Here is a 20,918-nt window from a genome sequence, read left to right as displayed (position 1 = left end):
TTTATTTTGTGGAGATTGTGTGACAAAAAGATGAAAAAAGTCTGTTAATGTGCGTTTTTGGTGTTTTTTCAGTACAATAACAACTAAAGGATGGTGTGAACTCATGACGAAAGAAACAAAGTCGGGTGATCGCATGAACCAGGCGATGGCCCATAAGAAAAAACGGTCATTTTGGCGGCTCATGATTATGACGATGGTCCTGTTCGCAGGAGCGGTCGTTATCATGCAATTGTTTGAACAAGCCGGCAACGACGGACGTATCGAGGCCGGTGACGATGCGCCGAACTTCAAGCTCGTCAGTCTTGACGGGACGACGATGGTCGAGCGTGACACATACGACGGTAAAGGGTTGCTCTTGAACTTCTGGGGCACATTCTGTGAACCGTGTGAGAAAGAGATGCCGGTCGTCCAGGATAACTATGCCGCACTCCAAGACATGGGCGTCGATTTTTGGGCGGTCAACGTCGGCGAGACACCGCTTCGGGTCGATAATTTCGTGAACGGCCTCGGCGTCAAGCTCGACTATCCGATTTTGATGGACACGCGCAGCGAAGTCGAGAAGGCGTACGGGATTTATAACTTGCCGGTCACGTTCGTCATCGATGCCGACGGCAAAGTGATTGAAAAGTACGAAGGTGAACTCACGAAAGAGAAACTGATGGAGTTGGCCGAGAAGTCATTGTAAGCGAACGGGGGGCGCACAAATGCTAGATATGAAATACGACGGCGCCGATTTACGATCGAAGCGTCGTCCACGGTCATGGATTGACCGGGTGTGGAGCTTTTTTGCATCGGTCAAGGTCGGTCTATGGCTCATCGGGCTTATCATCGTCGGGTCGGCGATCGGAACGATTTTCCCGCAAGAGATGTATATTCCGCAACAGTTGCCGGCGAACCAGTATTACACGGACGAGTACGGGACACCGGGTACGATTTACTACACGCTAGGATTCCACAACCTCTATACATCGTGGTGGTACATCACGTTGATCGTGATGCTGACGTTATCGCTCATCGTTGTATCGATTGATCGATTTTTCCCGCTGTATAAAGCGTTGAAATTTCAACCGGTCCGACGTACCGATCGCTTCATGCGCGGACAACGTTTGATTGGTGAGGGAAAAGGGACGGACGAGCAAATCGATGCGTTCGGAGAGGCTTTAAAAGCCAAGCGTTATCAAGTGAAGCGTGATGGGGATGCCTTACTCGCCGAGAAATATCGATTCGGTCGCTGGGGTCCATACGTCAATCACATTGGGCTCGTCATCTTCTTCATCGGGGCGATGCTTCGCGTTTTCCCGGCATTCCATACGGATACGCTCGAATGGGTGCGCGAAGGCGATACGGTTCCGCTCGAAGCGACGGATGATGAATATTATCTTCGCAACGATCAGTTCATCTTAGAGATGTATGATCCGGAAAATAACGCGGAAGATGCGAAATTTGCCAAGGCGATCGAGAAAGCGGGCGCAGTCCCGAAAAACTATGAGACGGAATTGACGCTGTTCAAGAAGACCGGGACGAACGAGGACGGATCGCCGCAACTCGAGGAAGTCGATACCGGTTCGACGAAAGTGAACCACCCGTTCAAGTTTGAAAAGTACGAAGTGTATCAAGAACAGTATTCGAGTCGCCTGGAATTCTTGTCGATGTCCTTTAACGTTGCCGATAAAGAGACAGGTGATGTGTATGGACCGTTCACGGTCGATTTGACGAACCCGGAGACGACGTATGACCTCGGAGACGTCACGGTCAAACTGAACGACCTGTATCCTGACTTTGAGGTCAAGGACGGCCAACCGAACACGAAATCGCCACGGGCACTCAACCCGGCCTTCTTCATGGCGATTGACACACCAGACGGCACGACGGAATCGAATTTGATTGGAATTCGTTTAAACGTGGCCGATGAAGATAATCGCTATGTGTTCCAGTTCGCTGGTACGGAGATGGCAAGTACGAGTGGTCTACGCGTCAAGAGTGACTCGACGTATCCGATTTTGATTGTCGGTGGAGTCATCTTCATGATTGGAATTGTCATGGGGATGTATTGGCCGCACCGTCGTATCTGGATTCGCCGACACAATGAGACGGACGTGCTCGTCGCTGGTTTCACCAACAAGAACCCGTCCTCGCTCAATCGCGAAATCACACCGCTCCTAGAGAAAAATGGCCTGCCGATCTGGGAAGATCAGGCACGGTTTGAAAAAAAGACGGACGACAACTCAACCAATGAAAGAGGGGAATCATAATGGAGTGGATTCAGTGGAGCAGTCGTTTGCTCTTTATCGCGTTCATCCTTTACGCTGTCGCGACCGTGTTATTCACGATCGCGGTCAGCGGGATGCGCAAAGGCCGAAACGTCAACCGTATCGCCTACGGCAAATATGCGTTCATTTTGGCCGTCATCGGCTTCATCGCTCAAATGACATATTTTATTTTACGTTGGGTCGGGGTCGGTTATGCACCGGTATCGAACCTGTACGAATACACGACGTTCTTCGGCATGATGATGGTGTTCGGGTTCCTCGTCGTGTACGGGATTTATAAAAATGACGTGCTTGGCTTGTTCGCCATGCCGGTGGCGCTTCTCGTCATCGCTTTCGCTTCGATGTTCTCGAGCGAAGTGGCACCGCTTATCCCGGCCTTGAACAGTGTCTGGTTGAAAATTCACGTCACGACGGCCGCGCTCGGCCAAGGAATTCTCGCCATCAGCTTCGCCTCAGGTCTCATTTTCTTATTGAATGAGACGTCGATGCGGGAACAGTCGAAGTCACGAACGTGGCTTGAGATTACGATGTTCGTCCTCATGTGCACGCTCGGCTTCATTCTCGTCTCGATGCTCTTCAAGGCGATCGGTGCCGGTGGCGTGGTCGAGTTCACGAACGACCGCGGGACACAAGAGTCGTATGAATACTTCATGCCGATGTTGTTCGTGCCGGAAGGGGCTCAGCTTCTCTCTGGTTCGAGCGGACTGTCACTTGAGTTACCGACGTTCATCAATACATTGAAGTTGAACACGCTCATTTGGTCGGTCATCGCCGGCGTCGTGATTTATGTACTGCTTCGTTTCGTCATCTTGCGAAAACGGATTGCCGAGGCGCTTCAACCGCTCGCGAAAAAAGTCGACCTTGATCTCGCCGACGAGATCAGTTACCGGTCGATCGCCATCGGCTTGCCGGTGTTCATCCTCGGTGGACTCATCTTCGCGATGATTTGGGCGCAAATCGCCTGGAACCGTTTCTGGGGCTGGGACCCGAAAGAAGTGTGGGCACTCATCACGATGCTCATCTATATCTACTATTTGCATATGCGCATCCAACGTGGTTGGACGGGAACGAAAGCTGCTTGGTTATGTGTCGGCGGCTTCGCCGTCATCATGTTCAACTTGGTGTTCGTCAATCTCGTCATCGCAGGTTTGCACTCATATGCGTAAAAAAGAAGTCACTTCGGTGGCTTCTTTTTTTACGCCGCTGTCAACTGACCGTTGTGAAGCCAAATAATAGAGTGGTATAGTTATGAAAGAGAGCGAAATGTTCACAATTGTGCAACATTCGCTACATCTTGTAATGGTTCTTTAGGAGGTTTAGTGGATGGCTAATAAAACAAAAATTTTAGTGGTCGACGACGAGGAAAGAATTCGCCGCCTATTAAAAATGTATTTGGAACGGGAACAATATGTGATCGTCGAAGCGACGAACGGGGAAGAGGCGCTTCAGCTCGCCCTTGAGCACAATTTTGATGTCATCCTGCTTGATTTGATGATGCCGAAAATGGACGGGGTCGAAGTATGTACCGAGCTTCGGAAATCGAAGGCGACACCGGTCATCATGCTGACGGCGAAAGGCGAAGAAGTCGATCGTGTCCAAGGTTTCGAAGTCGGAGCGGACGATTATATCGTCAAACCGTTCAGTCCGCGTGAGGTCGTCTTGCGCGTCAAGGCACTCCTTCGCCGCTCGGGCTCGACGAAATATTTGCGTACGGCCGAAAAATCAAAAGACTTGATCGTCTTCGCGCATTTGACGATCGACAACGATGCGCACCGCGTCACGGTCGACGGAGAAGAAATCGCGCTCACGCCGAAAGAGTATGAGCTCTTGTTCTTCTTGGCCAAACAAGTCGACAAAGTGTTTTCACGAGAGCAGCTGTTGAAAGAAGTTTGGAACTATGAATTCTTTGGAGACCTTCGAACGGTCGACACACACGTGAAACGACTCCGGGAGAAGTTGAATCGTGTCTCTCCAGAAGCCGCGCAAATGATCACGACGGTATGGGGTGTCGGGTACAAGTTCGAAGTCGTCAGTGAGTGATGATTCGCCGGAATAGCATCGTCACAAAACTATGGTTGACGATTCTCGTATTGGTCAGTCTCATCTTGTTCATCGTCTCTGTGTTGATGCTCGAGTTTTTCAACTCGTTCCATATCGACCAGGAACGCGGCCACTTGGCCAAGCTCGGCGGGCAGGTCCAGTCGGTGTTGCTTCAAGAAGGGGACGCGTCACGGACGGTCGACCAAATCATTGAAGTGTACGGTGCGAACTATATATTAGAGAACGGGACGGTCCGTTCGAACTTTGGAACGGAAGTCGACGGTCTCATGACGGAGCTCGGCCGTCAGGATTGGGAAACGTATCAGGCAGTCGGGGAGACCGCGATTGGAAACTTTTCGTCATTTGACGATCAGGCGGCACTCGCGTATCGGACGACATTCTCACTCGAGACAGGGGAATACACGCTCTATTTGATCGAACCGCTCGACGCGATCTCGAGTGCGAACGAAGGGGCCCGGACGATCATCTTTTGGACGGTCGCGTCGGCCATCATCGTCACGACCGTATTTGCCTTCTTCTTATCGACTCGGATTACGGCACCGCTCCGCGAGATGCGTGACGCGGTCAATAAGACAGGAGAAGGACAATTCGACCTCCGTCTCGTCCAGAAGTCGAACGATGAGATTGGGGAGTTGGCCGGGTCGTTCAATGCGATGAGCAGCCAACTGTCGACATACGTGAATGCGCTCGATCGAGAACGGCTCCAACTCGCCTCGATTTTACGATCGATGGCCGACGGGGTCATCACGCTCGATCGTCATGCGAACGTCATCGTCACGAACCCGCAAGCCCAACCGCTCCTCATCGACGAACAGCCGCATGAAGTCGTCCTGTCTCTCTATGAGGACGTCGTTGCCGGGGCACCGGAGAAGACGATCGAAGTGAAACAAGACGATCATTATTATACGTTGACGGTGACACCGCTTCTCGGCGAGGACGATTTTGAAGGTGCGGTTGTCGTCATCCGTGACACGACCGAGAGCCATCGTCTTGACAAGATGCGAACCGATTTTGTTGCCAACGTCAGCCACGAGCTACGCACACCGCTCGTGACGCTTCAAGGGTATTCCGAGGCGATTATCGACGGCATGACCGAAAGTGATGACGCGACGAAAGAGTTCGCTTCCATCATCTACGATGAATCGCTTCGATTGGCCCGTCTCGTCAACGATTTGCTCGACCTGGCACGAATCGAGTCAGGCAAAGAGACGATGCAGTTCACGACGTTCGACCTCGGTGAATTCCTTCCGCGCGTCATGCGCAAATTCAACCAAATGGCGAACGAAAAAGGCATTACGCTGTCAACGGAGGCCCCGCGTCATGCCATCGAGGCGGACGGGGACCGATTGGAACAAGTGTTCACGAACTTGATCGGCAATGCCATCGCCCATACCGAGTCGGGATCAATCCGGCTCGAGGCGAGTGAAGAGGAGGCCGGCTTCGTGATCCGTTTGTCGGATACGGGCAGCGGTATCCCGAAAGAAGATTTGCCGTTCGTGTTCGAACGGTTCTACAAAGCGGATAAAGCGCGGACGAGCGGCGGCAAGACGGGTACCGGCATCGGTCTCGCCATCGTCAAAAACGTCATCGATGCCCATCAAGGCACGGTCGACGTCTCGAGCACGCACGGGGAAGGAACAACGTTCACGATTCATCTTCCGTACACACAACCGCACGCATAACGACAATGGTGACTCCTATGGGTCACCATTTGTGGCATCAAGGAGGAAATGACATGAAACTGTACACACGAGGCGGGGACAAAGGGGAAACATCACTCATCGGCGGACGTGTCTTAAAGATTCATCCGCACATCCAGGCGATGGGGCTGTTAGATGAATTGAACAGTCAGATCGGTCTCGCGCTCGTCCATCAGACAGACGAGACGCTCCGGTCCCAGCTGACGAAGATTCAACATGATCTATTCGATCTCGGTTCCGAGCTCATGTATACTGAGACGCCGCCACAACAAGTCGATTTGACAATCGTCACCGAGCTCGAGACGTGGATTGACGAACTTGAACCGAAATGTCCGGAGCTCGTCCGTTTCATCTTGCCGGGTGGCAGTGTCGGTGCGGCGAGCCTGCACGTGGCACGTACCGTCTGTCGCCGTGTCGAACGGGAACTCGTCAACGTCGACGCCGCCGCTCGTCAGCTCCCGTACTATAACCGGCTGAGCGACTATTTGTTCACCGCGGCCCGTTACGCCAATGTCGTGGCCGGAGTTCCCGATCAAGAATACGCCCGCGGTGCGGACGTGTTCAAAACGAAAAAGAAAAAGGAGTAGATCAACTTATGAAAGGAATCGAACAATTCCAACAACGACTGCATTATTCGGTCTACCCGACCCAAAAATTTAAAACGACGACATGCCTCGTCTCATTTGCGGCCCCACTGTCGGCTGAGACGATTGCCGACCGGGCTTTACTGCCGTATGTGATGGAGAAAGCGACCGAAGCCTATCCGTCGATCGAACTGTTTCATACGCCGCTCGAACAATTATATGACGCGAGCCTTTACGCCGGAGCGTCGAAAGTCGGCAAAGAACATGTCATCCAGTTCCAACTCGAAGTCGTGAGCGATGCGCTCGTCGGCGAACCGGTGCTCAGTGAGGCGATCAAGCTGCTCGAAGAAGTACTCCTTCGTCCGAACGCCTATGACGGGGCGTTCCAACCGCTCATCGTCGAACAGGAGGCCCGTCTCCAGCGTCAGCGCATCGAATCGGTATACGATGACAAGATGCGCTTCGCCCAGCAACGTCTTCAAGAACTGCTCGGCGGCGAACTCGCCATCCAGTCGCTCGGTACACTCGAACAGTTGGAGCACGTGACGCCTAAGACGCTCTTTGATGCCTATACCTCGATGATCCGTCACGATCGTGTCGACGTCTACGTCGTCGGCGACGTGAGTCGTGAGCAAGTGACTGCCGCGTTCGCGCCGCTCGAAGGGCTCGGGGAACGACTCGTCCGTGAGTATCCACAGCCGGTCGACCGTGAGTTTCAGCGCCTCGAGGAACATCAAACGATCAATCAGAGCAAATTGCACCTCGCCTATCAAGTCGACGTCGACCCGCGCAGTGAAGACGCTGTCCGGATGCAAGTCGTCAACGGCCTGTTCGGCGGCTTCCCGCACTCGAAACTGTTCATGAACGTCCGGGAGAAAGAGAGTTTGGCCTACTATGCCGCCTCGCAGTACAGCTCACTCAGCCGGATGTTATTCGTCTATGCCGGGATCGATGCCTCGAACCAGGCGAAGACCGAGGCGATCATCGCCGACCAACTCGCCGACCTCCAGGCCGGGACGTTCGAGGACGAGACACTCGAACAGACGAAAGCGATGCTGTACCATCAACGTCGTCAACTCGGGGATAACCCGCGCCAATTGATCGCTTGGATGAGCGGCTCGGACATCCGTCCGTTCTCGCTCGAGGAAGAGATGGCCATCATCGAGCGGACCTCGCGGGATGATGTGGCCGCGCTCGCTAAGGGCCTGGATTTACAGGCTGTCTATTGTTTAAAGGGGGGAACTGTATGAAACTCGATTTTCCAAACGTCGGAGAAACGCTCCATCACACCGTCCTCGAGAACGGATTGACGGTCTATTTATTGAAGAAGACCGGTTATGAGAAGACGTATGCCACGTTCACGACGAGATATGGTTCGATCGACCGTCGCTTTAAAACGGAAGATTGGGTCGACGTGCCAGACGGGATCGCCCATTTCCTTGAGCATAAGATGTTCGAGAAAGAAGACGGCGACGTGTTCCAACAGTTCGGACGCCTCGGCGCGTCGGCGAACGCGTTCACGTCGTTCACCCGGACGGCATACTTGTTCGGTGCGACGTCAAACGTCAGTGAGAACTTGAAGACGTTAATCGACTTTGTCCAAGCGCCGTACTTCACGGAGGCCTCGGTCGAGAAAGAGAAAGGGATCATCGGCCAAGAGATTCAAATGTATCAGGACAATCCGGGCTGGCGCCTCTACTTCGGTTTGATTGAGGCGATGTATGCCGAACATCCGGTCAAAATCGATATCGCCGGCACGATCGAATCGATTAGCGCCATCACGGCCGACGATTTATATCGCTGTCACGAGGCGTTTTACCATCCGAGCAATATGGTGCTGTTCGTCGTCGGCAATATCGACCCTGACGCTGTCCTTGCCGAGATTACCGCCAACCAGGCGGCGAAGACGTTTGATGCGCCGCTATTGACGGCACGTGAGGTGGTCGAGGAGCCCGAGACGGTCCATATGACGGAACGGGTCATCGAGATGGACGTCTCGGTCCCGAAAGTGATGATCGGCTATAAAGATACGCCACGCTCCGGCAAAGAGGGCATGAAGCAAGAGCTCATCGTCGAACTTCTCATGCACGCCTTGTTCGATACGACGGCACCGCTCTATGCGGAACTGTACGCCGAAGGATTGATTGATGACGCGTTCTCGTTCGACTATACGTCAGAAGAGACGTTCGCCTTCGCCGTCCTGTCAATGGAGACACCGCACGTCGAGCCGTTCGTCGACCGGATCACGTCCGCTCTCGAGCGTCCGCTCGAACTCGGCGGCGAGACACTCGATCGCAAGAAGCGCATGATGAAAGGACAGTTTTTGAAGGCGCTCAACTCACCAGAGTTTATCGCCAACCAGTTCTCACGCTACGCGCTCAGCGGCGGCAACATGTTCGACATCCCGGACTTGCTCGATGCGATCACGCTTGACGACCTGTATGCGGCGTACGACCGTCTGTTCCAAGCCGATCATCGGACGGTCTGTGTCGTCAAGAAACCGTGACGACGCTCATCACGGGAGCGAGCGGAGCGATTGGCCGTGCCGTCGCGCTAGCGTTTCGAGACGATGCACTCATTTTGCAGGCGCATTCGCAAACGGAGTCGCTTCGTGCGTTCGTTTCACACGAACAGTTGACGGCAGACGTCGTCACGTGTGACCTCGACGATGAGGCCGGACTCGAAGCTTGGCTCGAGACGCTCGGACCGGTCGACCGCCTCATCCATGTCGCCGGTAATCATGCCTACGGTCTGCTCGTCGATCAGTCACTCCTCGAGCTCGATCGGCTGTATCGCATCCATGTCCGCTCGATGGTCCGTCTCGTGCAGCACGTCGTCGGGCAGAAACCGTATGATCGCCCGCTCGACATCGTCGTCGTCTCGAGTGTCTGGGGCGAGGTCGGTGCGGCCGGAGAAGTCCTCTATTCAACGGTCAAGGCCGCCCAGCTTGGATTCGTCAAAGCATTCGCGCGCGAGGCCGGACCGTTTCACGTCCGCATCAACGCGGTCACGCCGGGGTGGATTGACACCCCGATGAATGATACGGTAGAAGAGACGAAACAAGACGTTCGGGATGAGATTCCGCTCGGCCGGTTAGGAGGCCCAGGGGAAGTAGCGGAGACAATCCGCTTCCTCTGCTCTCCGGCAGCCGCATACATGACCGGCACCGTGCTTCGGATCGACGGTGGTTGGGTGTGAAACTTTGTTGGCTCGGTTGAAACGAGTTCTTTTCAATTCTTCTAAAATAATTTAGAATGAACAAGGTAGCGAGCACACATCAGAAAGGGTGGACGAGATGGATCATAAGTTCGAAGAATGGTATCTCGAATATGAACTTTGCCAAAATCGACCCGGTATCCTCGGGGATATCGCCTCACTGATGGGGATGCTTCAAATCTCAATCGTGACGATCAACGGCGTCGATCTACAGCGCCGCGGCATGCTGTTAAAGGCACCGGCGGCCGATCACGTCCATCGTCTGGAACATATTTTGCGCAAGATGGAAGCCATCGTCGTCATCAAGCTCCGGCGCCCGAAACTCCGGGACCGGATCGCAATTCGACACGGACGTTACATCGAGCACGATAACGATGACAAGAAGACGTTTCGTTTCGTGCGTGAGGACCTGGGTGTCCTCGTCGATTTCGTCGCCGAACTGATGAAAGAAGAGCGGCATTTGTTGATCGGCGTGCGCGGCAACCCGCGTGTCGGAAAGACCGAGTCGATTGTGGCAGCGAGCGTCTGTGCGAACAAGCGCTGGCTATTCCTGTCCTCGACGCTCATGAAGCAGACGGTGCGGACTTCGCTGTTCGAGGAAGAACGCGAAGGAGACCACGTCTACATCATCGACGGTGCCGTCTCGACGCGGACGATGGATGAACGCCATCGGCAATTGATTCGCGAAGTCATGCGACTTCCGTCTGTCAAAGTCATCGAGCACCCAGATCTTTATGTGCGCAACACCGACTGTGTGTTCGAGGACTTTGATTACATCATCGAACTACGGAACTCACAAGATGAGGAGATCATTATTCCTCAAGAGACACATCGTGAGGCAGAATGGTTTGAATAACTACTTGAATGGAAGGTGTGGACCCCTGTGACAGAACTAGGGACTTTTTTGAAACAAAGGCGTGAGGCGAGCGGTTTGACGCTCGACCAAATCCAGCAGACGACGAAGATTCAAAAACGCTATATCATCGCGATCGAGGAAGGTGATTACAAAAATCTCCCTGGCTCGTTCTATGCACGGGCGTTCATCAAAACGTACGCGGAATCGTTAGGGCTTGATGTTGATGAACTGTACGAGACGTATGCGAAAGACTTGCCGAAAATCGAGCCGCAGCCGACCGTTCAATTGTCGCGAAAACAAACCTACTCGAAAGCCTCTGAAACGTCGAGCCGTGTGTCGCGTTGGGTACCGAAAGTCATGCTCGTGCTCGTCGCCTTCCTCTTGATGACGGCCGTTTATTACGTCGTCCGAAACCTTGATTTTGGTGATCAAAACGCGTCACCGGCCGAGCCGTCGAACTCGGGTGTGACGATTGACCAAAACAAGGACGTCCCGAAAGAGGAACCGGTTGAAGAAGAACCGGTCGAGGAAGAGCCGGTCGAAGAAGAGCCTGCTGAAGAGACGGGGCCGATTGCGGTCGCGTCGACGAGCGGAGCTGATCTCACGTACGAGATTGCGACAGCCGATAAGTTGACGACGGAGATCCATGTGAAAGAATCGCCGGCGACGTATGTCGGCGTCCGAGATACATCACTCGAAGGACCGTTCCTCGCGCCGGAATATCCGAACCAATCGAAACAGAACCCGATTGTCATCGAGGACGCGGAGACGGATACGCTTCGCATCCGCATCGGCTTGATCGGTGGGGTCGAGAAAATTGTTGTCAATGGCCGCGAGCTAGAACTTGCCGACTCGCCGGTCACACAAAATATATTTGTAAAGAGAGTCGACGCAGAATAAGTTGACTCTCCTTCTAGAGGAGGAGTTCTCGATGAACCTACCTAACCGCTTGACGATGTTACGGGTGTTGCTCATCCCCGTGTTCGTCGTCTTGCTCGCCGTAGATTTTGATTGGGGAGACATCGCTTTCCTCGGAGCGGACGTTCCGCTCCATCAATTCATCGCCGGCGTCGTGTTCACGATCGCCGCTATCACTGACTGGCTTGACGGACATCTCGCCCGCAAGCACAACTTGGTCACCAACTTCGGGAAGTTCATGGATCCGCTCGCTGACAAACTACTCGTCACGGCGGCACTTGTCCTGCTCGTCGAGATGGACCTCGTCGCGGCATGGGTCGTCGTCGTCATCCTATCGCGTGAATTCGCGGTGACGGGGCTACGTCTTGTGGCTGCCGATGAAGGCATCGTCGTCGCGGCCGGGAAGTCGGGCAAAGCGAAGACATGGGTCCAACTCTTTGCCATCATCTTCCTGTTGTTCGGTAATCCGATTTTCAGCTATGTCGGCATCCCGTTCGGTGAATGGGCCATGTGGCTCGCGCTCGTCTTGACGATTTACTCAGGGGCCGAATATTTTGCACAAAATTACAAGATCATTGTAAAGTCGATGTAACCGTCGGCACAGACGAGTTGTTCAGCTTGGCCGAACAGCTCGTTTTTTTATTTGGGGGGAGGAATTCGGATGAAACGGACCGAAATCATTGCGGTAGGCTCTGAACTGCTCTTAGGGGAAATCACCAACACGAACGCCCGTTACTTGTCAGAACAGCTGTCGAAATACGGACTGTCCGTCCTGTATCATGTAGTCGTCGGGGATAACAGGGAGCGCCTGAAAGCGACGCTCGAAGAAGCGAAGTCCCGTAGCGAGCTCGTTATCGTCACTGGCGGACTTGGCCCGACGGCCGATGATATCACGAAGACGACGCTTGCCGACGTGCTCGGCCGCCCACTCGTCCGCGACGAGGCCTCGCTCGAGACAATTCGTCGTTTTGTCGCCTCGCGCGGACGGACGATGAACGAAGGAGATGCTCGTCAGGCCGACGTCTTATCCGGGTCCGAAGTACTTGACAACCCGGTCGGTCTTGCGCCCGGCATGTGGATTGAAGGGGAGACGACATGGCTCTTACTGCCTGGCGTACCGTGGGAAATGAAAGCGATTGTCGAGTCGACGTTCCCGAACAAGTTCACGGGTGCGACGATTCATTCCGAGTCGCTTCGGTTTTATGAAATCGGCGAGTCCGCGTTAGATGAGGCGGTCGTCGATTTAACGACCGGTGCCAATCCGACGGTCGCCCCGTATGCCGAGTCAGGCGAGGCACGGCTTCGGATCAGTGCTCGGGCCGAGACGGAATCCGAGGCGCGGCAAATGGTCGACCGGGTCAAACGGGACATTTTAAATCGGGTCGGCCGGTATTACTTTGGTTCCGATGAGGAGACGCTCGCTACCCATTTGATTCGAGAGTTGCAAGCGCGCAAGGCGACGCTGTCGATTGCCGAGTCGCTTACGGGTGGTCAAGCCCAAGCGATGCTCACGGCCGTCCCGGGGGCGTCCTCGGTGTTCAAGGGCGGGGTCGTCACGTACTCTGACGAGCTAAAAAATAGGTTTTTAGGGGTGTCCCTTGATACAATTGAGTCACACTCGGTCGTCTCAAAAGAAGTCGCCTTTGAAATGGTCCTCGGTCTGACGCGTCAGACCGGGACGGATTATGGACTGGCGTTCACCGGCGAGGCCGGCCCGACTTCAAGTTCGGGTCAACCGGTCGGCAAAGTGTTTATCGGTATCCGGTCACCGGCCGGGATTGACGTGATTGAACGCAACTATCCACATCAAGAGCGTCACGTCATTCAAGCCCGAGCGACAAAAGACGGAATATGGGCGCTCCTTCAACAAATGAAAAAAGGCGAATAAACGTTCGCAAAAAACTTGTGTATCGTTCTCGGTTCGCTTATAATGAAAGTATCAATCAAAGGAGGCTCATTAATCTATGAGTGATCGTAAACAAGCGTTAGAAATGGCATTACGCCAAATTGAGAAACAATTCGGTAAAGGCTCAATCATGCGCCTCGGTGAAAATACAGATCAGCAAGTTTCGGTGACCCCGTCAGGCTCAATCGCCCTCGACATCGCCCTCGGTGCAGGTGGCTACCCACGTGGTCGTGTCATCGAAGTGTACGGACCTGAATCGTCAGGTAAGACGACGGTGGCGCTTCACGCCATCGCCGAAGTTCAAAAACGCGGCGGGCAAGCAGCCTTCGTCGACGCCGAGCACGCGCTCGACCCGAAATACGCCCAAAACCTTGGCGTCAACATCGATGAGTTGCTCTTATCACAACCGGATACAGGGGAACAAGCCCTTGAGATCGCGGAAGCCCTCGTCCGCTCTGGTGCGGTCGATATCCTCGTCGTCGACTCGGTTGCGGCACTCGTTCCGAAAGCCGAGATTGAAGGGGAGATGGGAGACTCACACGTCGGTCTTCAAGCCCGCCTCATGAGCCAAGCGCTCCGTAAATTGTCTGGTGCGACAAACAAGTCGAAGACGATCGTCATCTTCATCAACCAAATCCGTGAAAAAATCGGAATCATGTTCGGTAACCCGGAAACGACACCTGGTGGTCGTGCCCTCAAGTTCTACTCGTCGGTCCGTCTCGAAGTCCGTCGTGCTGAAACGCTCAAACAAGGCCAAGACATGGTCGGGAACCGGACGAAAATCAAAGTCGTCAAAAACAAGATCGCGCCACCGTTCAAGACGGCGGAAGTCGATATCATGTACGGCGAAGGCATCTCGCGTGAAGGGGAGCTCATCGACATCGGGGCCGACCTCGATATCGTTCAAAAGAGCGGCGCGTGGTACTCGTACAATGAAGAGCGTCTCGGTCAAGGCCGTGAGAACGCGAAGCAGTTTATGAAAGAGAACCCGTCGGTGGCCGCATCGGTCGAAGAACGCATCCGCGACCACTACGGTCTCAACGGTGAAAAGACGGTCACAGTCGAAGCTGACAACGATGACATCCTCTCACTTTTAGACGAAGAATAAGTAACGTTTCTCGCCTGACACGGTTCAGGCGAGATTTTTTTAGTATAATTTTTTTGATGAATTGGTAGTTCTATCCTGTCCGTGCATTGCATTCTAACAGGTAAATAAGTACAATAAAGCTATACGCGGGCTCGCTCGCGTTTTCATTCATGAAAAAATAAAATAACCTTGCGAAAGGGAGGTGAACATGATGGAATGGCTATTAGAGCTTATTCTGATCCTCCTTTTGCCGATAGCTTTTGTTGCAGGTTTTTTTGTGCGTAAATCGATCGCCGAAGCGAAGATTCAAGGTGCCGAGACGGAAGCGACCAAGATTGTAGAGCAAGCGCGACAACAATCGGAAGCGATGCAAAAAGAAGCACGGCTTGAAGTAAAAGAAGAGATGATTCAACTTCGCAATGAAACCGAACAAGAATTGCGCGAACGACGTGAAGAGCAGAAAGTGAAAGAAAATCGTTTCGTCCAAAAGGAAGAGCTTCTCGACCGGAAAGCAGACATGCTTGAACGGAAAGAAGACGCCTTGGATGAACGTGAGGCTGCACTCGCGAAACGGAAGCGTGAAGCGGAAACGCTCGAGAGCAAAGTGGAGGAATTATATGAGGAGGCGCGCCAAGAATTAGTACGCGTGGCAGCCTTGTCGAAAGAAGAAGCACGGACCATCATCATGGACGAAGCGAAGCAGGAAGCGCTTCACGATGCTGCTCTCCTTCAAAAAGAAATCGAGCAAAAAGCAAAATTAGAAGCTGATAAAAAAGCGAAACACCTCTTGTCTCTCACGATGCAACGGTACGCGGCCGAACACGTCGCCGAGACGACCGTATCAGTCGTCAACTTACCGAGTGATGAGATGAAAGGACGCATCATCGGACGTGAAGGACGTAACATCCGCACACTCGAGACGCTCACCGGAATCGACCTCATCATCGATGACACACCGGAAGCGGTCATCCTGTCTGGATTCGACCCGGTCCGTCGTGAAATCGCCAAGATGACGCTCGAGAAACTCGTTCAAGACGGTCGGATTCACCCGGCCCGCATCGAAGAGATGGTCGAGAAGTCGCGTCGAGAAGTCGATGAGCGCATCCGTGAATACGGAGAAGAAGCAACATTCTCAGCCGGCATCCACGGTGTCCACCCGGACCTCGTCAAGACGCTCGGTCGAATGCGTTACCGGACGAGTTACGGTCAAAACGTGCTCGCTCACTCGGTCGAAGTGGCCCATCTCGCCGGTATGATGGCCGCCGAGCTCGGGGAAGACGTCACGCTCGCCAAACGAGCGGGTCTCCTCCACGATATCGGGAAAGCCATCGACCATGAAGTCGAAGGCAGCCACGTCGAGATCGGTGTCGAGCTCGCCACGAAGTACAAAGAGCATCCGGTCGTCATCAACTCGATCGCCTCGCACCACGGGGACGTCGAAGCGACCTCGACGATCGCGGTTCTCGTCGCAGCGGCTGACGCCTTGTCAGCGGCGCGTCCAGGAGCCCGTCAAGAGACGCTCGAAAGCTATATCCGACGCCTTGAGCGCCTCGAAGCGATTTGTGAGTCGTTCGAAGGAGTCGAGAAATCATATGCCATCCAAGCGGGACGTGAAGTCCGGATCATCGTCCGCCCAGACGTCGTCGACGACGTCGTGGCGAACAAGATGGCCCGCGACATCTGTAAACGGATTGAAGATGAGCTTGATTATCCAGGCCAAATCAAAGTGACGGTCATTCGCGAAACGCGTGCCGTCGATTATGCGAAGTAACAAGAGCGGAGACATTCTCCGCTTTTTCTATTGGAGGAGGACAAAACTATGAAAATCTTATTTATCGGCGACGTGGTCGGAAAACCGGGTCGCGACATCCTAAGTGCCCAAATCGGACGCTTGAAGAGCAAGTACAGCCCGACGTTCATGCTCGTCAACGGTGAAAACGCAGCCAACGGACGTGGTATCACAAAAAAAATCTACCAACAGTTCCTTGAGCTTGGGTTCCATGGCGTGACGATGGGGAATCATACTTGGGACAACCGTGACATCTTCGACTGGATCGATGATGCTGACCGTATCGTCCGTCCGGCCAATTATCCGGAAGGCACACCTGGTGTCGGCATGATGGTGTTGAAACAAGGTGGGAAGAAGCTCGCCGTCATCAATGCGATGGGGACGGTGTTCCTGCCATCGCTTGACTGTCCGTTCCGCACGGTCGATGCCCTCGTCGAAGAAATCCGTGGCGAGGTCGATGCCATCTTCGTCGATATGCACGCTGAGGCGACGAGTGAGAAGATTGCGATGGGCTATCATCTCGATGGACGCGTTCAAGCTGTCGTCGGCACCCATACGCACGTCCAGACCGCTGACAACCGCGTATTGAACAACGGCACGGCATACATCACCGACGTCGGGATGACCGGCCCGCTCGACGGGGTGCTCGGCATGGATGCCGAGGTCGTCTTGAGAAAATTCATGACACAACTCCCGGTCCGGTTTGAAGTTGCCGAGGGACGGGAACAACTTAATGGAGTTTTAATCACTATCGATGACCAATCGAAACGAGCCACAAAAATCGAACGCATACACCTAGATGATCAGACCGTATGGTTTGATTGAACAACCTACCCGAGGGGGAAACAAGAATGGACGTACTCAAAGTTTCGGCAAAATCGAATCCTAACTCCGTGGCGGGTGCACTCGCTGGCGTACTTCGTGAAAAAGGAACGTGTGAGATTCAAGCAATCGGCGCCGGGGCGCTCAATCAATCCATCAAAGCGGTCGCGATCGCGCGTGGTTTCGTCGCGCCGAGCGGGCTGGATTTGATTTGCATCCCTGCGTTCACCGATATTATGATTGACGGAGAAGAACGAACGGCAATCAAGCTCATCATCGAACCACGATGAGCTTGCGGTCGGGACATAGGTCCTATTCTTGTAAGAGAAGCCATCGGCGCGGATGGCTTCTCTTTTTTGTCTGAGAATATGACGTTCTATCTTCTCAGGTTCGTCATTTTATGACAAGATGAAAGGGAACGTGAAGTTCGATCAAGAGATGAAGAGGGGGACGTTTTCAATGGAACAGCTCGTGTCTATGACAGAGAAGGAAGCAACGACACCTGTGATGAAAGCGATTCAAAAACATACGGCCGGATTCGGGGCGAAGTTGGTCGAAGTGCCAATCCCGACACCAGGAGCCGGACAAGTGTTGATCAAAGTGAAGGCGACATCGATTTGCGGGACCGATGTCCACATCTATGAGTGGGACGACTGGGCGAAGAGCCGAGTTAAACCGCCATACGTGTTCGGTCACGAGTTCGCGGGGGAAGTCGTGGCGCTCGGGGAAGGTACGAAACGCATCCAAATCGGACAGACCGTGTCGGCCGAGACGCATATCGTCTGTCATCAATGCAAACAATGTTTGCGCGGGCAATATCACATCTGTAAGAACACGAAAATCATCGGTGTCGACACGCAAGGCTGTTTCGCCGAGTACGTCGTCATGCCGGAAGAGAACTTGTGGGTCAATCCCGAGTCGATGCCGTCGAAGCTCGCGTCGATTCAAGAACCGCTCGGTAACGCTGTCCATACGGTGCTCGCCAGTGACGTGTCGGCCAAGTCGGTCGCCATCGTCGGTTGTGGACCAATCGGGCTCATGGCCGTCGGTGTCGCCAAAGCAGCGGGCGCGAGCCGGGTCTATGCGATCGATGTCAACCCGTATCGGTTGAAGCTCGCCGAAGACATGGGGGCGGACGTCGTCATCAATAGCCTTGAGCAAAATCCGCTCGAGCTGATCATGGATCAGACGGAGGGGGACGGCATCGATGTCGTTTGTGAGATGAGCGGGCATCCGGTCGCCATCGACCAGGCGTTCAAGATGGTCACGGCCGGCGGCGATGTCAACGTGTTGTCACTCCCGGCAAAACCGGTCGCGATCGACCTGACACGTGACGTCGTCTTCAAAGGGGTACGCGTCCAAGGCATCACCGGACGCAAGATGTATGAGACGTGGGGCCAAGTGTCGACGCTTCTCGCGACGGGTCAGCTGAACGTGGAACCGATTATCACGCACGTGTTCAAGCTCGAGGAGTTCGAGCAAGGTTTCGAGCTCATGCGGGCCGGGAAATGTGGAAAGGTCGTCTTATTACCATAAACAGGGGGAATCAATATGGCATTTGAACATATTACAGAAGCAGTCAATGAAATGAAACAAGCGGGCACGTTCCGCTCGCTCGTGCCGCTCGAATCAGCACAAGGGAACGAGGTCACGATCGGTGGCAAGTCGCTCGTCCAGCTATCGTCGAACAACTATCTCGGTCTCGCCAACCATCCGCGCTTGAAGCAAGCGGCAATCGAAGCGGTCGAACAGTTCGGTGCCGGCACTGGGTCGGTGCGGACGATCGCCGGGACGTTCGAGATGCATGAGGCGTTCGAACGCGAGCTCGCCGAGTTCAAGCATACGGAAGCGGCGCTCGTGTTCCAGTCGGGCTTCGCGACGAACCTCGGCGTCTTGTCGGCGCTACTCGGCCCAGAAGACGTCGTCATCAGCGACGCGCTCAACCACGCTTCGATCATCGACGGCATCCGGTTGACGAAAGCGGCCCGCCGCATCTATAAACACGTCGATCTCGAGGACTTAGAAGCGGCCTTGAAAGAGACTCAAGATTACCGGACACGTCTCATCGTTACGGACGGCGTCTTCTCGATGGACGGCAATATCGCGCCTCTCCCGGAAATCGTCGAGCTCGCCGAGAAGTATGACGCGGCGGTCATGGTCGACGACGCCCACGCTTCGGGCGTGCTCGGGAAGAATGGTCGCGGTACGGTCAACCACTTCGGTCTCGACGGACGGGTCGCGCTCCAAGTCGGGACGCTATCGAAAGCGATCGGCGTCCTCGGCGGATACGTCGCCTGCTCGAACGACGTGCGTGACTTCTTGATTCAAAAAGGACGCCCGTTCTTGTTCTCGACGTCACACCCGCCAGCGGTCGTTGCGGCGAACCGTGAAGCGATTCGTGTCATGAAGGAAGAAGAGGAACTGTTCGATAAGTTATGGGCGAACACCGAGTTCTTTAAGACAGGACTTCGCGATCTCGGCTTCGATATCGGGCATGCGACGACACCGATCACGCCGGTCATGCTCGGTGAAGAGACACTCGCACACACGTTCTCGGACAAGCTGAAAGACCACGGCGTGTTCGCACAGAGCATCGCCTTCCCGACGGTCGAGAAAGGTAAGGCCCGGATTCGGACGATCGTGACGGCGGAACATACCCGTGACGACCTCGAACGTGCGCTCGCTGCCTTCAAGGCGGTCGCCGAAGAATTGAATGTCACGCTTCACGCGTAAGATTGAACTGCAGACGAATCGTCTGCAGTTTTTTTGTTGGGGTGATGTAGACGTGAGATAAACCATCATGCCCATCCGTTCATTCATTTGAAATTTTTGGTAGGCATATAGGAGGTAGGCTTTAAAATTTGAACAGTTAAGACATGATGAATGGTTATCGTTTATTTCAAACACCGTATTTTGATCAAAAAATCTTAAGAAAGATATTCGGAGTAGGCTAACCTTCTTTTGATTGTCTGAACATATTTTTTTCTTGGCTGGGGTCCGTGTGCATCTGGGGAACAAATATTGTTTCAAGATTTAGAGGAGCCAACGCTGATGGGTGATATAGTTCCCAGTCATTTTCTTTTGGCTATCCACATCAAAAAGCAAGGCCCGTGGCCCTGCTCAAAGAATCAACATCCCGCGGAATCCACGGGCCGCATAATACGAATCGGCACCATTATGATAGAGGAAGATATGGTCGTAGCGGCGGTCGCAGAATAAGGCGCCGCCTTTTTGACGAATCGTTTCTGGAGTGACAATCCAGCTCGATGTTTTCAAATCGAACGAACCGAGCGTCTGTAGATGACGATACGTTGCTTCGTCGAGTAGCTCGATTCCCATCTCCTCAGCCAATGCGACGGCGCTCCCATCCGGTTTGTTCTTCTTCCGTGCCGCCAACGCCGAAGCGTCATAGCATAGGCTGCGTCGACCACTCGGACTTTCTGGAGAGCAGTCGCAAAAAGCTAAGGCGCCATTCGGAAGTCGAATCACATCAGGTTCGCCGCCGGTTCGTTCCATCTCGGCAAGCACGACGAGTTTCTGGTCGTCCTCTTGAAGGCGAGTCAAGACGTCGGGCCAAGTGAGATCAGGATGTCGTTCGGGATGGGCGTTAAATCGTACATGTAGAGTTTGCAATATCTCGTCCTTTTCCTGGTTTGATAACGTGTTCATATTTAGATTCCTCCTAACTAGTATTTTCTTTTAGTATACG

The 20,918-nt window shown here is 53.8% G+C and carries 20 protein-coding genes; 19 read left to right on the top strand and 1 reads right to left on the bottom strand.

Annotated elements, in window-relative coordinates; all coding sequences use genetic code 11:
- The first annotated feature begins 103 nt into the window (after positions 1–103).
- From KNP64_RS04525 to KNP64_RS04435, 19 genes are all read left to right on the top strand, one after another.
- Positions 104–685, top strand: coding sequence for a redoxin domain-containing protein (locus KNP64_RS04525; RefSeq protein ID WP_029595327.1), 582 nt, complete (start codon positions 104–106; stop codon positions 683–685).
- Positions 686–704: 19 nt separating this feature from the next.
- Positions 705–2,252 carry a cytochrome c biogenesis protein ResB gene (gene resB, locus KNP64_RS04520; RefSeq protein WP_029595328.1) on the top strand — a complete coding sequence of 516 codons (1,548 nt, stop codon included), beginning with the start codon at positions 705–707 and terminating at the stop codon, positions 2,250–2,252.
- A complete protein-coding gene (gene ccsB, locus KNP64_RS04515) occupies positions 2,252–3,436 on the top strand; it encodes a c-type cytochrome biogenesis protein CcsB (RefSeq protein ID WP_214791940.1) in 1,185 nt (394 codons plus the stop codon). Before resB ends, ccsB begins: the two co-directional genes overlap by 1 nt.
- A 157-nt stretch (positions 3,437–3,593) precedes the next feature.
- Positions 3,594–4,310 carry a response regulator transcription factor gene (locus KNP64_RS04510; protein ID WP_034777838.1) on the top strand — a complete coding sequence of 239 codons (717 nt, stop codon included), beginning with the start codon at positions 3,594–3,596 and terminating at the stop codon, positions 4,308–4,310.
- Entirely contained in the window at positions 4,310–6,013 is a 1,704-nt protein-coding gene (locus KNP64_RS04505; RefSeq protein ID WP_029595331.1) for a sensor histidine kinase, read from the top strand. Before KNP64_RS04510 ends, KNP64_RS04505 begins: the two co-directional genes overlap by 1 nt.
- 53 nt (positions 6,014–6,066) lie before the next feature.
- Complete coding sequence (locus tag KNP64_RS04500) at positions 6,067–6,618, top strand: cob(I)yrinic acid a,c-diamide adenosyltransferase (protein WP_214791942.1); 552 nt, start codon at positions 6,067–6,069, stop codon at positions 6,616–6,618.
- 8 nt (positions 6,619–6,626) lie between these two features.
- Positions 6,627–7,865, top strand: a complete 1,239-nt coding sequence (gene yfmF / locus KNP64_RS04495) for an EF-P 5-aminopentanol modification-associated protein YfmF (RefSeq protein WP_138859321.1) — start codon at positions 6,627–6,629, stop codon at positions 7,863–7,865.
- Positions 7,862–9,121, top strand: coding sequence for an EF-P 5-aminopentanol modification-associated protein YfmH (gene yfmH, locus KNP64_RS04490; protein ID WP_214791944.1), 1,260 nt, complete (start codon positions 7,862–7,864; stop codon positions 9,119–9,121). The genes yfmF and yfmH overlap by 4 nt, the downstream gene beginning before the upstream one ends.
- Positions 9,118–9,813, top strand: coding sequence for an elongation factor P 5-aminopentanone reductase (ymfI, locus tag KNP64_RS04485; RefSeq protein WP_214791946.1), 696 nt, complete (start codon positions 9,118–9,120; stop codon positions 9,811–9,813). The genes yfmH and ymfI overlap by 4 nt, the downstream gene beginning before the upstream one ends.
- Before the next feature lie 97 nt (positions 9,814–9,910).
- The gene (locus KNP64_RS04480; RefSeq protein ID WP_034777827.1) at positions 9,911–10,687 is read left to right on the top strand and encodes a YmfK family protein; all 777 of its coding nucleotides are present in this window, start codon (positions 9,911–9,913) and stop codon (positions 10,685–10,687) included.
- A 27-nt stretch (positions 10,688–10,714) separates the two neighbouring features.
- Positions 10,715–11,587, top strand: coding sequence for a helix-turn-helix domain-containing protein (locus KNP64_RS04475; RefSeq protein WP_034777825.1), 873 nt, complete (start codon positions 10,715–10,717; stop codon positions 11,585–11,587).
- A 31-nt stretch (positions 11,588–11,618) separates the two neighbouring features.
- On the top strand, positions 11,619–12,197 hold the full coding sequence (gene pgsA / locus KNP64_RS04470; protein ID WP_128122366.1) for a CDP-diacylglycerol--glycerol-3-phosphate 3-phosphatidyltransferase: 579 nt from the start codon (positions 11,619–11,621) through the stop codon (positions 12,195–12,197).
- Between the two features lie 69 nt (positions 12,198–12,266).
- On the top strand, positions 12,267–13,493 hold the full coding sequence (locus KNP64_RS04465; RefSeq protein ID WP_214791948.1) for a competence/damage-inducible protein A: 1,227 nt from the start codon (positions 12,267–12,269) through the stop codon (positions 13,491–13,493).
- 76 nt (positions 13,494–13,569) lie between these two features.
- Positions 13,570–14,619 (top strand): recombinase RecA, encoded by a 1,050-nt coding sequence (gene recA / locus KNP64_RS04460; RefSeq protein WP_214791950.1) that lies wholly within the window; start codon positions 13,570–13,572, stop codon positions 14,617–14,619.
- 187 nt (positions 14,620–14,806) lie between these two features.
- Positions 14,807–16,369: a ribonuclease Y gene (gene rny / locus KNP64_RS04455; protein WP_029595337.1), complete on the top strand. Its 1,563-nt coding sequence runs from the start codon at positions 14,807–14,809 to the stop codon at positions 16,367–16,369.
- A gap of 48 nt (positions 16,370–16,417) precedes the next feature.
- Entirely contained in the window at positions 16,418–17,212 is a 795-nt protein-coding gene (locus KNP64_RS04450) for a TIGR00282 family metallophosphoesterase (RefSeq protein ID WP_034777819.1), read from the top strand.
- Positions 17,213–17,238: 26 nt separating this feature from the next.
- A complete protein-coding gene (locus KNP64_RS04445; RefSeq protein WP_012726477.1) occupies positions 17,239–17,499 on the top strand; it encodes a stage V sporulation protein S in 261 nt (86 codons plus the stop codon).
- Between the two features lie 169 nt (positions 17,500–17,668).
- On the top strand, positions 17,669–18,745 hold the full coding sequence (tdh, locus tag KNP64_RS04440; RefSeq protein ID WP_138859327.1) for an L-threonine 3-dehydrogenase: 1,077 nt from the start codon (positions 17,669–17,671) through the stop codon (positions 18,743–18,745).
- A gap of 15 nt (positions 18,746–18,760) precedes the next feature.
- The gene (locus tag KNP64_RS04435) at positions 18,761–19,942 is read left to right on the top strand and encodes a glycine C-acetyltransferase (protein WP_214707601.1); all 1,182 of its coding nucleotides are present in this window, start codon (positions 18,761–18,763) and stop codon (positions 19,940–19,942) included.
- A 387-nt stretch (positions 19,943–20,329) separates the two neighbouring features.
- Here the strand turns inward: KNP64_RS04435 and KNP64_RS04430 are convergent, their stop codons facing one another.
- The gene (locus tag KNP64_RS04430; protein WP_138859329.1) at positions 20,330–20,878 is read right to left on the bottom strand and encodes a DUF4256 domain-containing protein; all 549 of its coding nucleotides are present in this window, start codon (positions 20,876–20,878) and stop codon (positions 20,330–20,332) included.
- Between the last annotated feature and the right edge of the window lie 40 nt (positions 20,879–20,918).

Source organism: Exiguobacterium sp. s64, assembly GCF_018618035.1.
GTDB lineage: Bacteria > Bacillota > Bacilli > Exiguobacteriales > Exiguobacteriaceae > Exiguobacterium > Exiguobacterium mexicanum_A.
The sequence above is the reverse complement of the archived record's forward strand: the minus strand, read 5'-3'. Positions and strand labels throughout refer to the sequence as shown.

Coding starts and splice junctions, on each gene's coding strand:
- KNP64_RS04450 (WP_034777819.1), top strand. CDS start 16,418: ATGAAAATCTTATTTATCGGCGACGTGGTCGGAAAACCGGGTCGCGAC.
- resB (WP_029595328.1), top strand. CDS start 705: ATGCTAGATATGAAATACGACGGCGCCGATTTACGATCGAAGCGTCGT.
- yfmF (WP_138859321.1), top strand. CDS start 6,627: ATGAAAGGAATCGAACAATTCCAACAACGACTGCATTATTCGGTCTAC.
- KNP64_RS04465 (WP_214791948.1), top strand. CDS start 12,267: ATGAAACGGACCGAAATCATTGCGGTAGGCTCTGAACTGCTCTTAGGG.
- KNP64_RS04430 (WP_138859329.1), bottom strand. CDS start 20,878: ATGAACACGTTATCAAACCAGGAAAAGGACGAGATATTGCAAACTCTA.
- KNP64_RS04505 (WP_029595331.1), top strand. CDS start 4,310: ATGATTCGCCGGAATAGCATCGTCACAAAACTATGGTTGACGATTCTC.
- ccsB (WP_214791940.1), top strand. CDS start 2,252: ATGGAGTGGATTCAGTGGAGCAGTCGTTTGCTCTTTATCGCGTTCATC.
- tdh (WP_138859327.1), top strand. CDS start 17,669: ATGGAACAGCTCGTGTCTATGACAGAGAAGGAAGCAACGACACCTGTG.
- KNP64_RS04510 (WP_034777838.1), top strand. CDS start 3,594: ATGGCTAATAAAACAAAAATTTTAGTGGTCGACGACGAGGAAAGAATT.
- KNP64_RS04445 (WP_012726477.1), top strand. CDS start 17,239: ATGGACGTACTCAAAGTTTCGGCAAAATCGAATCCTAACTCCGTGGCG.
- rny (WP_029595337.1), top strand. CDS start 14,807: ATGATGGAATGGCTATTAGAGCTTATTCTGATCCTCCTTTTGCCGATA.
- KNP64_RS04500 (WP_214791942.1), top strand. CDS start 6,067: ATGAAACTGTACACACGAGGCGGGGACAAAGGGGAAACATCACTCATC.
- pgsA (WP_128122366.1), top strand. CDS start 11,619: ATGAACCTACCTAACCGCTTGACGATGTTACGGGTGTTGCTCATCCCC.
- KNP64_RS04480 (WP_034777827.1), top strand. CDS start 9,911: ATGGATCATAAGTTCGAAGAATGGTATCTCGAATATGAACTTTGCCAA.
- KNP64_RS04435 (WP_214707601.1), top strand. CDS start 18,761: ATGGCATTTGAACATATTACAGAAGCAGTCAATGAAATGAAACAAGCG.
- recA (WP_214791950.1), top strand. CDS start 13,570: ATGAGTGATCGTAAACAAGCGTTAGAAATGGCATTACGCCAAATTGAG.
- KNP64_RS04525 (WP_029595327.1), top strand. CDS start 104: ATGACGAAAGAAACAAAGTCGGGTGATCGCATGAACCAGGCGATGGCC.
- yfmH (WP_214791944.1), top strand. CDS start 7,862: ATGAAACTCGATTTTCCAAACGTCGGAGAAACGCTCCATCACACCGTC.